The sequence below is a fragment of the Photobacterium lutimaris genome (assembly GCF_003025555.1).
In the GTDB taxonomy this organism is placed as follows: Bacteria; Pseudomonadota; Gammaproteobacteria; order Enterobacterales; family Vibrionaceae; genus Photobacterium; species Photobacterium lutimaris.
Map to the genome: position 1 here is coordinate 38,077 of NZ_PYMH01000007.1, position 12,572 is coordinate 50,648.

Below are 12,572 nucleotides of genomic sequence, written 5' to 3' on the forward strand. Positions count from 1 at the left end.
TTCTAGTTCCTAGGATCTGGAAAAGACAAAAGGCGAACCCTTTGGGTTCGCCTTTGTTGTATTTGACGTTGCTGTTACTAACCGTGCTTACGCCTGCGCCATTTCCACCTTGCGCTTGACCCAAGTTTCGTTGAACCACAGCGAAGCGACAATAATGATCCCCCCGATAGCAAGACGAAGGTAGTCGACGTCACGGTTCCAGATGACGAGATTGACGATAAGGCCGGCAGGGACCAAGGCATTGTTCATGATCGCCAATGCGCCGGCATTGACGAGGGTCGCCCCCTTGTTCCATAAGTAATAGCCAAGGCCCGAAGCCACCGTGCCCAGGTAGATCAAGATGCCCCACTGGGTATTACTGGTTGGCAGTTGCTCGGTATTACCAAACAGCAGGAACATCGGCAGCGCGACACAAACAGCCCCGAGGTAGAACAACCCGAACACCGTATGCTGCGGGATATCTTGCCGCTCTTGCTCCATGATGCGCTTGTAGCCGACCTGGCCGATGGCAAAGCTCAGGTTGGCTCCTTGGACAATGAGAAAGCCGGTGATGAAGTCCTCGTTGATCCCTTCGAACTTGATCACCGCCGCCCCCAGTACCGCAATCGCAGCAGTGGCCAGATACCAGATCGAGAACCGGCGGTGCAGCATGTCATAGATCAGGGTGACATAAATCGGGGTAAAAATGGTGAACAGCAACACTTCCGGTACGCTCAGGTAGAGGAAGGACTGGTAGTAAAAGCAGTACATGATACCGAGCTGGAAGGCACCGACAGCCATGATTTTGAGCGCCAGCGAGCGATGTAGGTGCTGGCGGCGCAGGAAGGGCAAGAAGAGCAAGGCAGCGAGGCTGACCCGGGTAAGCACCGAGAACCAGGCATCGACCTGACCGGCCAGATAGACCCCGATCAGGCTAAAGGAAAAGGCCCAGAGCAAGGTAACAGCGGATAAGTATCCCATAGTATTTTCAGGGGTGATTGGTTGAGTGATGGGGCAAGTGTAGCGAAAAAAGGCGCAAGGCAATATAGCCAAGTTGGACGTTAATACCATGGTGCCGATGCGCAAGAGAGGCAGGCCCGGTGATCGGACCGTGCCTGCTGGGCGTAACTAGGAAAGGTTACACAAAATCTACTTGAGTGGGATCATCAGCATGTCGACCGGGGAGCGGTTGATCAGCTGTTTGGCCGAGCTGAGGATTTTGCTCCAGAAGTCTTGGTGGTGGCCGCACACCACCAGCTCGATGTTCATGTCATCGATGGCGTGGCAGATTTCCTCGCTCAGATCGCCGCTGCCGACCAAGGTGTGGGATACCGGATAGTTGGCCTTGTCGGCCAGTGCCTGAAGCTGTTTCTGGGCCTCGTCCGCCATACGGTGCTGGGCATCGGACAGGTTGATATCAATCAGGCCAGTATAGAGCTCGGCATAGTTGACGTCGATATGGATAAGCGACAATTTGGCGTCCAGTGCCTTGGCGAGCCCAGCCGCTTTGCTGACGATGACGTGGCTATCGTCGGACAGATCGATAGCCACCAGAATATGTTTGTAAGCCATAGTTTTCACTCCTTGATGTAGGGGCTTTGCTTCATGCTAGCACCTAATTTTGGGAAAAAATATTACCGTGATCGCAACTTGTCCGGCCTTTTTACGAAATAATTCTAGCAGTGGAATTACTTGAATTATTGACTCTTTTTAATTTAATTCGCTGGATTGCTGAAAACATGTCATAGATTCTTTGTCGTCCAGCACGATGAGTTGCATTCTCGCGTTGGCATTGTGACAATGGCGAATACAGCGTTTTCATACCACCCGTTGAGATTGGTATACACTAGAATAGATAGGAGTAGTGCGATGTTAGCTCAAGCAATGGTTGATAAACTCAACGAGCAAATCAACTTAGAGTTCTTCTCTTCCAACCTTTACCTGCAGATGAGTGCATGGTGTGAAGACAAGGGCTTTGATGGCGCGGCCGAGTTCCTGCGCAAGCATGCCGTTGAGGAAATGGAACATATGCAGCGACTGTTTACGTATGTCAGCGAAACAGGGGCAATGCCGATCCTTGGCTCCATTGAAGCACCAAAGCATGAGTTTTCCTCGTTGGGTGACGTGTTCCGAGAAACCTATGAGCATGAGCAGCTGATCACCGATAAGATCAACAAGCTTGCACATGTTGCGTTCACGGCCCAGGACTACTCGACGTTTAACTTCTTGCAGTGGTATGTGGCAGAACAGCACGAAGAAGAAAAACTGTTCAAAGGCATTATTGATAAGATTGAGTTGGTTGGTGAAGACGGCAAAGCCTTGTTCTTCATCGACAAAGACCTAGCCGCAATGGCGAAAACTGGATCGACATCAATTATGGATTCACCAGCTGGCTAATTAAATCGGGGGCTGTGATGCCCCCTCATCAAAGTATGGTCAGCTGATCCGTCACGTTGTTCGGGGGCTATATTATGAGTGGTGACGCAATTTTACTCGCGCTTTTTTTGGTCGCTGTGGTGAATGTATCTCGCTATGTCAGTACCTTGCGTACTTTGCTAGCAGTCATGCGCGAATGCGATCCTCTTCTCTACCAGCAGGTCGATGGCCGTGGGTTTTTTTCATCCCAGGGCAATGTCACTAAGCAAATTCGGCTATTTCACTATATCCGCAGCCATCAGTACCATAACCACCATGATCCAGTGTTTATGGATAAATGCTCGAAGGTAAGGCGGCTCTTTATTCTTGCCAGTACCTGTTTAATGGTGTTTTTCGTCACAATTTTTGTGGTGGCGTACCTCGGAATTTAACCAATTGCCGTTAAAAACCAGCACCGATGGCATAAAAGTACTCGTGAATATTGCCAACGGATAAAGATGGCACTAACTTAGCCAACCTATTCTTCTCTAGGTGGCTGTTATGACGCATATTTATCAGTGGTGGAATGCATTGCAAAGTGGTGTTAGCCAAGACTGGATGTCCAATGCTGGCTTGTTGTTGCTTCTTAGTGCCGGCCTGTGGGCTGCTTGGCTGCTGATCACTCGTCGCCTGTCGACAGCGGCCGAGAAAACCCGCCTATTCTGGGATGATGCCTTGATCGACGCCATAAGAAGGCCGGTCAGTTGGTTGATTTGGCTCTGGCCGGCGGCATTTTCGCTTGGCATTGTCATCGACAATACCTCGGATTATTCCAGTGCGTTTTTAATCAGTATCAGGCACCTGATGCTGATTTGGACCTTTACCTGGGTGCTGTTGCGCCTGATCACCAATGCCGAAAATGCGATATGCCTAACGGCCAAGGATGCCACCAGTATCAACGTGGTGTCGAAAGTCCTGCGTTTGGTGGTACTGGTGGTTGGCGGCTTGGCGCTGATGCAGAACCTTGGCCTGAGCTTGTCCGGCGTACTCACATTCGGTGGCGTAGGCGGCTTGATTGTGGGGATGGCCGCCAAGGATCTGCTGGCAAACTTTTTCGGTGCGATCATGATTTACTTTGATAAGCCATTCAAGCTGGGAGACTGGATCCGCAGCCCGGATCGGGAAATCGAAGGGGTGGTCGAGAAGATTGGTTTTCGCATGACGGTGATCCGCACTTTTGACAAGCGGCCGTTATATATCCCCAATTCGGTGTTTAGCTCGATAGTGGTGGAAAACCCTTCGCGTATGCTCAATCGTCGTATCAAGCAGACCGTTGGCCTGCGCTATCAAGATGCTGCTGTGATCAGTCACGTGGTTGATGATATCAAAGCGATGTTGTCGGTCCACCCTGATATCGATACCCGCCAGACATTGATTGTCAGCTTTGATAACTATGGCCCATCCTCGCTGGATATCCTGATCTATACCTTTACTAAAACCACAGGGTGGGTGGAGTACAAAGCTATTCAGCAGGCTGTGATGTTGGAGGTGGTGAAGATTGTGCACCGCCATGGTGCTGATTTTGCCTTCCCGACCACCACCATTCGGATGGCGAATACTCCTCAGTCTCAACGGGGGCATGAGCCTGGGCAAAGTGCTCAGCTGACGGCTTAGCCGCGAGGGGGCAGCAAGGAGCATCGCTATCGGTGAATATTTGGACGCTATGGCTATTTATATTCGCTGTGTAGGTGGGTAGAATAGCCGTGTTGATAAGGGATGCAGGCCAGTTTAGGTTACCGCATCCCTTTTTTATTGGTTTGGCTCGGGTCGTGAACGGTAGAGATATGGCAGAAAAGTTCGATGTAGTAATTATTGGCGCAGGGGCTGCAGGCTTGATGTGTGCGGCTGAGGCGGGCAAGCGGGGACGCTCTGTGCTAGTGGTTGATCACGGCAAGAAACCGGGACGTAAAATCCTGATCTCCGGTGGCGGCCGTTGTAACTTTACCAACTACGATGTGGTCGCCAGCAACTACGTTTGCCGCAATCCGCATTTTGTAAAATCGGCCTTGTCCCAGTATACCCAGTGGGATTTCATTTCGATGATCGCCAAGCATGATATCGCCTTTGAAGAGCGTGACCATGGCCAGCTGTTCTGCGAAGAGTCGGCCAAGGATATCGTGGCCATGCTACTGGCCGAGTGCGACTTGCCGACGGTACAGCAGCGTTATCAGGTTGATGTCCATGACATCACCAAAACGGAGGGTGGCTTTAGCCTCAAGCTCAATGCCGACTCGGTAGATTGTGAATCGCTGGTGGTCGCAACCGGTGGTTTGTCGATGCCAAAACTCGGTGCGACGCCGTTTGGCTATCAGCTGGCCGAGCAGTTTGGTTTGGCGATGGTACCGACTACCGCCGGTTTGGTGCCGTTTACCCTGCACAAGGAAGATAAGGAAGCGTTCGCCGAGCTATCGGGTATTGCTATTCCGGCTTTGGTGGAAGCGCAAGACGGTACCACTTTCCGTGAAAACCTGCTGTTTACCCACCGTGGCCTGTCCGGGCCGGTTATTTTGCAGATCTCCTCCTACTGGACACCGGGTCAGAAAGTGACCGTTGATTTGCTGCCGGATCTCGATTTGGCTGAGACCCTGAACACGATGCGTGACAAGCACCCGAACCAGAGCCTGAAAAACTCGCTGTCGCGCTTGTTGCCAAAGCGTTTGATTGAAGTGCTGATCGAGCGGGGTGACTTGGTTGATAAGCCGCTAAAGCAGTTTAACCCGAAAGACATTACGGCAATGGCCAGCTACTTCCATCAGTGGAAGATTGCCCCCAACGGGACCGAAGGCTACCGCACCGCCGAAGTGACCTTGGGTGGGGTCGATACCGATGGGCTATCATCGAAAACCATGGAAGCGAAAAAGGTACCGGGCCTCTACTTTGTCGGTGAGGTGATGGACGTCAGCGGCTGGCTGGGGGGCTATAACTTCCAGTGGGCGTGGAGCTCGGGCTTTGTTGCCGGCCAGCATGCCTGATCGTGTGTAGAAACAATAAAGTTTGCCCGTAAGAGCTACCTGAACTATGGTTCTTACAGGCTCACTGTATTGGTACCGCTTTAATGCGGTTACGCACTCGACCAACACGCGTTTTATTATGCTGGATTTCGAGTTCATGTTTTTGCTTCTTAGTCAGAGTTACTTTCAAGGGTCGTAGCATGATCCTCATATCGCTGAAAATCAAGCATCTTCAATGATCATGGGTATAAATCTGAAAATGTTTTAACGATAAGGTTCATGGTGTTTCTAGTTTGTTTGTCTTTGTAGGCCGAGTATATTAATACTGAGGAAGATGGGATTTTAGGTAACCCAAACTTTTTAGAAACTTCTATCAATGTGCGAGGTGCTGCTCGGTGGGGAAAGATCCCTACAGCCATACCTGCTTCAATTGCCGTAACGATAGCAGTCATATTATTTCCAATAAAGGCCTCATGCCATTGTATTTTAAATTTATCTAAAACCTGCATTGCTACATTCCGCATTCCACAATGCTCTTTTAGATTTGCAATAGGCAAAGGCCCCTGGTGATCGTAATCAAACTGGGCGGAAGCATACCAACCAAAATACTCTGGGCATAACTCTTCACCGTCATAGCGCCCATCGTCACTTCGAATAATTACCGCATGAAGAGAGCCCGAATTACATAGCTCGGTCAATATTGTAGAGCTTTCTACCGATAATTCTATTTGTAAACTAGGGTCAGCCTCTTTTAAGCGAGATAATACCAATTGCATTTCTGGACCAAATACATGACACCCAACACCAAGTTTGAATCTCCGTCTAGGCGAGGACAGGCTTGCAATAGCTCTGTCATTGGCTGAAATAAGTTCACGTGCCTCTGGTAAAAAAGCTTCTCCTGCAGAAGATAAGCGTACTTGTCTTGGCGTTCTTTCTACTAATTGTACGCCTAGTTTATTCTCCAGCCTTTTAAGCTTAACGCTAAGTGTGGCTTGAGTGCTGCCCATAGAGTCAGCCGCTTTGGTGAAGCTTTTGTGATCATTAATTGCTAAAAAAGCGCGAATAGAATCAAGATCTAGGCTAATCATATAAATAACTCCTTTACTACTATGTTTAGACTGATTTCCGAGTTACATCTTGTTTTTTAAACTTTCAAACAGGAGTGTAACATGTTGTATTTCAAGCAATAATTACGGTTTGTTATGACTGAAATATTGAAGCATTTATTTAGATAATGTCAAGAAGCTGCTACATTTTACTCCCTTCATGAGAGTAACCACGGTTGGTGCTCTTGCAAGTTACAACGATTCTCTGCGCTACTTTGAGAATTGAAATGGAGTGTCAAATGTTTTCCGCTATATCAGCTAAAAATAAAATAGCATTGGCTGCTGTGTGTTTATCTGCAGTCATGCTGGGGTTAGAAATAACCAGTATCCCTTCTATATTACCGACGTTGAAAGATCTACTACCTGCAAACTTTCAGCAACTCCAGTGGATCATGAATGCTTACACCATTGCAATGTGTTCAGTTTTAGTTGCTATGGGGGCATTGGCGGATCGATACGGTCGTAAACGCATTTTTATTGCAGGTATCTTTGTTTTTGCTATTGCATCACTGCTTTGTGGTATTGCAATGAGTGCGCCGGTACTTATCGCTGCCCGCTTTTTACAAGGCCTGAGTGCAGCAGCGATGCTGTCTTGTCAGGTTGCGGTGCTTTCTAATCAGTTTCCAAATGGGCCAGAGCGAGGTGCAGCGTTTGCTACCTGGGGCATTATATTTGGTCTTGGTTTGGGTTTTGGTCCTATTGTAGGTGGCATCATCCTTGAACTTGCCAGCTGGGAATGGGTATTCCTCATTCATGTTCTTATTTCGTTAGTTACTATAATCTTGGCGAAAAAAGGCGTCACTGAGTCTTCTGATCCTAACGCTGTTAAGATGGACTTCGGTGGAATGATCACCTTGTCGTTGTCAGTATTTGGTTTGGTCTACCTCATTATTCAAAGCCATGAAACCAGCATTACAACTAATACAGGCTTGGCGATTCTTTCTGGCAGTATTTTGAGCTTTATTTTGTTTGTTATTATTGAATACAAAGTAGAGCGTCCTATGTTTGACTTTTCAGCATTTAAAGTTCGCAATTTCTCTGGTGCATTATTTGGTGCGAGTGGAATGAACTTTAGCTTTTGGCCATTCGTAATTTATTTCCCAATTTATCTCCAATCTGTACTGGGTTATAGCGGCGTGGTATCGGGCTTAACGGTACTGGCATTAACTATTCCTACTATTATCGTACCTCCCTATGCTGAACGCATGCTTCAAAACAAAGGGCCAGGGTTTGTTATTCCCTTGGGTTTGCTCACTATTTCTGCCGGCTTTGCTTCAATTTGGTTCGCAATTGGATTGCAAGGAACATCGTGGATGACGTTACTACCGGGTTGTGTCATAGCGGGTATTGGTCTTGGTTTGACGAACACACCTGTAACAAACACTGCAACGGGTTCACTGCCACCAGAAAGGGCTGGCATGGCTTCGGGTATGGAGTTTAGTGCTCGGATGATCTCATTGGCCGTCAATATTGCAATCATGGGATACATTTTGGTAAACGGAGTCTTTGAGGGCTTGAAAGGTATTCTGAATATCAGTGACGCAGAAATTATGCCTATTGCAGATGCATTGGCATCAGGCAACATCGCTGCGGCTGAATCGCTCGGTGTCACTACACAAGCAGCGAGTGAAATTTTGACATCTGGCTTTAGCTGGGTGGTTCTCTACGGCGCAATATCCGCATTTATTTTGTGTATCGCATCCGCATTAGCTTGCGAGAATAAAAATCAATCTGAAGATGATGATCAATCAGTGAGTGTGGCTACAGAGTAACCCCTCTACGCTATCTATCTAATTTAATTAATAAGTAGCTGCAAAACATTGCTGTGTACAGCACAGCAATGGGTTATTTGCACCTTAAAAACAGGGAATTTGGTAATGGAATTGAGTTTTGAAAACTTAAAAGAAGAAATATCAATCATTTTGGATGTTACAAGTGAAGAAGTGCAAACCAACACGGAGTTAACTGGAAGCGCTCATTGGGACTCTTTCGCCATGCTATCGGCTGCTGCTTTAGTTACAAAATACACTGGCGCACAGTTGTCCATGGATGATGTGTCGAAACTCGCAACCGTAAATGATTTCATTTCTTTAATAAACAACTCAAAAGACAAATAAGATGGAATTCAAAGCAATTTCAGGTATTCGCATTGAAGCGATAACAGCAGCGCTCCCTGTAAAAACTATTGGCAAAGAAGATTTTTCAGCCATGTATGGCGAGAAAAATGCTGCACGTGTGGCGAGAGGAACTGGGATCAGCGCTATTCGCACTGCAGATGGTTTGTCAACCGAAGCGCTGATAACCGCCGCCGCTCAGCAATTGTTGAACAATGTGAATGTTACCTCTGACGACATTGACGGCCTGATAGTCGTTACTCAAACGCCCGACAGTTGGAGCCCAGGAACTGCCTTTGCCGTTCACCATAGGCTTGGTTTGAAATCAGGATGCTTTGTCGCAACGGTCAACGATGGCTGTGCGGGGTATGTCAACGGCATGATTCAAGCAGCGTCTCTTATCTCATCTGGCGCATTCAAAAAAGTACTGTTGTGTACTGGGGATATCAACACGCGTCTAGTTGATGATGCGGACTATCAAGTACGCATGTTGTTTGGTGATGCAGCCTCGGCAACCTTGATCGGTAGTGGTACGGAAACCGTCAATTTCATCAATGGTACTGATGGTTCAGGAGCAGACATGCTGGGTGTGAAAATCAACTACGAAAAGGGAGCACAAAGTACGGCTTCTGTAGCCACCTTAAAAATGGATGGTGCTGCAGTGATGAGCTTTGCGCTCAAGCGTGTGCCAGAAGTGGTGAATGCGCTCCTCGACCAAGTGGGTATCAAGAAAGACAACGTAGATCTCTTTGCTCTTCACCAACCCAATGAATTTTTGTTGAACTACTTGATAAACCTACTTGGAGTGGAAGCATGCAAAGTTCCTATTGATGTAAACGGAATTGGAAACACTAACTCTACGTCAATTCCATTACTTCTTACGCGAAGAGCAAACCTTAATGAGCGAAACGATATCGTACTTTGTGGGTTTGGTGTCGGGTTGGCATGGAATGCGATGCACGTGAATTTGTCCGATACGGCATTAATAGCGCCAGTAGAAGTTTACGCAGTTGCGTAGTTTTTATCCGAGATAGTTAGATTTTTAAGGAAGAAAATAATGTGCGGTATTACTGGATGGATTGATTTTCAACGACACTTTCCAGAGCGAAGTCAAATTGTGGATCGAATGACGGACTCCTTATCTCATCGAGGACCAGATGCGAGAGGAACATGGTATGACAGCTATGCAGCGTTAGGTCATAGACGTTTGTCCATTATTGATGTTGAACATGGCGTTCAACCAATGCTAGCTCAAAACAGGGAAGGGCAAACCTCCGTTGTTGCATTTAATGGTCAGATTTTCAACTTCAGAGAGTTGCGCTCACAGCTGGTGGGTTACGGCTATACCTTCGAAACAAACAGTGATACTGAGGTATTACTAAAAGGTTATTTACACTGGAAGGAGCGTGTGGCTGAACACCTCAACGGCATGTTTGCCATCGCTATTTGGGATGTTCATCGACAGCAACTTACTCTCATTCGAGACCGTCTAGGGGTTAAACCGCTTTACTACTATCAAACCGACACAGGTATTGTGTTTGGCTCTGAGCCAAAAGCCTTATTTGAAAACCCTTATGTCAACGCTCAGGTATCAAACACAGGCTTTTGTGAAATCTTGGACATGGTAAAAACGCCTGAGTTGACGCCCTATGACGGTATGTATGAAGTGCGTCCAGGCCATATCCTTACATTCAACCGCCAAGGTTTGAAAAAGCAAGCCTACTGGCAGTTGAGTGCAAGAGAACACCATGATTCGCTAGATGTAACGATAGCGACAGTTAGAGAAATTTTGTCAGACACAGTCAAAAGGCAAATGATTTCTGACGTTCCTATCTGCTCATTGTTATCTGGAGGATTAGACTCCTCTGCGATTACCGCTTTAGCGGTAGAGCATGTGGAAAAAGGGCAATTCCCTTCTTTCTCAGTAGATTTCACTCACAACATGGATAATTTTTCGGCAGACGGTGTCCGAGGTGCTCCGGATGCGCCTTTTGCGCGTGCGCTGGCCGAACACGTTGGCACGGCACATACCGAACTTCTTCTAAACAGCAACCAGATGCTAGAGAACTCCGTGCGTAATCTTGTTTTACACGGTGTTGATGCTCCGCCTGCCTACTGGGGGGATATGTGGCCGTCTTTGTATTTGCTGTTCCAAGGGATAAAAAAACATTCGACAGTTGCGCTTTCTGGCGAAGCTGCTGATGAGGTTTTTGGCGGATATCAATGGTTTAGAAACCCAGCGGCAATTTCGGCCAATACCTTCCCATGGTTAACAGCAGGTTCGTCTCGGTACTTTGGTGGTATTCAACTTCTTAATAGAGACTTTGTTCACTCATTAAACCGCGATGAATATCGAGATAAGCGCTATCAAGAAGCCTTGGCTGAGGTGCCTGTACTTGCAGGCGAAGCTGAAGACGAAAGACGTTTGAGACAAGTCTCTTACCTAGCACTTACTCGCTTTTTACCCACCTTACTTGATAGAAATGACCGTATGAGCATGGCGGTAGGTTTAGAGGTGCGCGTACCGTTTTGTGACCATCGATTGGTCGACTACGTCTTCAATGCCCCTTGGTCTATGAAAACCTACGATGGACGAGAGAAGAGCTTGTTGCGTGCAGCAACAGCCCCTTTACTGCCAGACAGCATCGTACACCGAGTGAAAACACCGTATCCGGCAACGCAAGATCGTTCCTATGAGCAAGGGCTTCGTGATGAACTTGCAGGTTTGATGGATGATACCAGTTCGCCAGCAAGAGACTTTATTGATTCTAAAAAGGCAAAACTGCTGATTGATCGTGGGGTGAGTGAAATAAGCCAGCCATATAACCGCGGCGGGATAGAGATGGCTCTATGGATGAATCGTTGGCTTGAAAAATACGATGTAACCACGAAAGTATAAGGAAGTTAGATATGTCAGTTATACCGCCTATTTCGCCAAAACTGGTGCATAAACACAAAGCAGATGATCTCTTGCTTAGTGATCCAAGAAAGTTGCTGCCTGTTCGATTTACTTCGTCTCAGGAGAGTATGGCTACTGACCCTGCAATAGTTATGCTGAATAGTTTGTATGAAGTATCGGCAAGCAACGAATATGTGCTGAAACTGCCAAAGACTATGTCAGGCGGTGCAGGTGTTAGTTTTGATGAAGTGATTGTGCTTTCAGCGAATGACCCTATGCGTGGCGTCCCGGCTCAAATTGTCGAATCGATCAGAGCGGGTCTACCTCAGGATACTGCCGAACGAGTCGATATTAATGATGAAAACGTGTCAGCATTTCTTGCGCATCACAAGGTGGCCCGTCATTCACACAGTTTTCAGTTTGTGAACCGAGGCGATCATTACTTCTTTTATCGAAAACCTCATGAACATGTACCGGGAATCATGTTACTTGAGGCGGCAAGACAAACTATCTACTACCAATTATATGGCTTTTCTCAGCAACAACTTGGACAAGTCACGGTAAGTCTTAGCGAGCTCAATGCGAAGTTTTACAATTACGCAGAGCTCATGTACCCCATAGAGATTGTTGTTGATGATCTCACTCGAGGTGACATCCAAAAACCAAAAGAAGTACTTTATCGCGCTTCTTTCTACCAAAAAGGCATGTTAATCGCTCGTATTAACTCTTTGGCCCCTGTCATCTCTATAAAACGTTTTCAGATGGCGCGTAACGTCAACCTATTTGGCGAAGAAGAGCGATTCTCACCATTACCGATTGCACCGATTACAGCACTTCTTAGCAGTGGTTGCGGGAAGCAGGCGCTTGTTGATTTGCAGGACATCGGTCTTTCCGGATGCACAACCAGTGCTATTTCGTTCGACAACGAAGACAGCCACTATTTGAACTTAATCTATGACAATAAACTTCATTTCACAGCCAAATTGCAGCGTGAGCGCGACGAACAAAGCCACGTGAACTGGTTATTTAATAGTGTGAGTTATGAAGATATAGAAACGCTCAAAGAAATTATCAAACGCGGTTTTCTCAAGAAGTTTTAGCAAACAAG

The 12,572-nt window shown here is 47.1% G+C and carries 12 protein-coding genes; 9 read left to right on the plus strand and 3 right to left on the minus strand.

Annotated elements, in window-relative coordinates:
- Positions 1–87: 87 nt before the first annotated feature.
- Positions 88–960: a carboxylate/amino acid/amine transporter gene (locus C9I99_RS14855; RefSeq protein WP_107349677.1), complete on the minus strand. Its 873-nt coding sequence runs from the start codon at positions 958–960 to the stop codon at positions 88–90.
- 168 nt (positions 961–1,128) lie between these two features.
- Positions 1,129–1,551, minus strand: coding sequence for a universal stress protein (locus tag C9I99_RS14860; protein WP_107349678.1), 423 nt, complete (start codon positions 1,549–1,551; stop codon positions 1,129–1,131).
- Positions 1,552–1,848: 297 nt separating this feature from the next.
- Between C9I99_RS14860 and ftnA the strand changes: the two genes are divergently transcribed.
- The 4 genes from ftnA to C9I99_RS14880 all read left to right on the plus strand — a co-directional run bounded on the left by ftnA (position 1,849) and on the right by C9I99_RS14880 (position 5,366).
- Positions 1,849–2,376, plus strand: a complete 528-nt coding sequence (gene ftnA / locus C9I99_RS14865; RefSeq protein ID WP_107349679.1) for a non-heme ferritin — start codon at positions 1,849–1,851, stop codon at positions 2,374–2,376.
- A gap of 71 nt (positions 2,377–2,447) precedes the next feature.
- Positions 2,448–2,786 (plus strand): universal stress protein UspB, encoded by a 339-nt coding sequence (gene uspB, locus C9I99_RS14870; protein ID WP_208113433.1) that lies wholly within the window; start codon positions 2,448–2,450, stop codon positions 2,784–2,786.
- A 109-nt stretch (positions 2,787–2,895) separates the two neighbouring features.
- Complete coding sequence (locus tag C9I99_RS14875) at positions 2,896–4,008, plus strand: mechanosensitive ion channel family protein (RefSeq protein WP_243734647.1); 1,113 nt, start codon at positions 2,896–2,898, stop codon at positions 4,006–4,008.
- Positions 4,009–4,178: 170 nt separating this feature from the next.
- Entirely contained in the window at positions 4,179–5,366 is a 1,188-nt protein-coding gene (locus tag C9I99_RS14880) for a BaiN/RdsA family NAD(P)/FAD-dependent oxidoreductase (protein ID WP_107349681.1), read from the plus strand.
- A gap of 218 nt (positions 5,367–5,584) precedes the next feature.
- On the opposite strand, the gene C9I99_RS14885 is transcribed toward C9I99_RS14880, so the two are convergent.
- A complete protein-coding gene (locus tag C9I99_RS14885) occupies positions 5,585–6,433 on the minus strand; it encodes a LysR family transcriptional regulator (RefSeq protein ID WP_107349682.1) in 849 nt (282 codons plus the stop codon).
- 257 nt (positions 6,434–6,690) lie between these two features.
- Between C9I99_RS14885 and C9I99_RS14890 the strand changes: the two genes are divergently transcribed.
- From C9I99_RS14890 to C9I99_RS14910, 5 genes are all read left to right on the plus strand, one after another.
- Positions 6,691–8,223 (plus strand): MFS transporter, encoded by a 1,533-nt coding sequence (locus C9I99_RS14890; RefSeq protein WP_107349683.1) that lies wholly within the window; start codon positions 6,691–6,693, stop codon positions 8,221–8,223.
- A gap of 105 nt (positions 8,224–8,328) precedes the next feature.
- Positions 8,329–8,568 (plus strand): acyl carrier protein, encoded by a 240-nt coding sequence (locus tag C9I99_RS14895; protein ID WP_107349684.1) that lies wholly within the window; start codon positions 8,329–8,331, stop codon positions 8,566–8,568.
- Between the two features lies 1 nt (position 8,569).
- Entirely contained in the window at positions 8,570–9,583 is a 1,014-nt protein-coding gene (locus tag C9I99_RS14900) for a 3-oxoacyl-ACP synthase III family protein (protein WP_107349685.1), read from the plus strand.
- Positions 9,584–9,622: 39 nt separating this feature from the next.
- Positions 9,623–11,464: an asparagine synthase (glutamine-hydrolyzing) gene (gene asnB, locus C9I99_RS14905; RefSeq protein ID WP_107349686.1), complete on the plus strand. Its 1,842-nt coding sequence runs from the start codon at positions 9,623–9,625 to the stop codon at positions 11,462–11,464.
- Positions 11,465–11,475: 11 nt separating this feature from the next.
- Positions 11,476–12,564 carry an AfsA-related hotdog domain-containing protein gene (locus C9I99_RS14910; RefSeq protein WP_107349687.1) on the plus strand — a complete coding sequence of 363 codons (1,089 nt, stop codon included), beginning with the start codon at positions 11,476–11,478 and terminating at the stop codon, positions 12,562–12,564.
- The last annotated feature ends 8 nt before the right edge of the window (positions 12,565–12,572 follow it).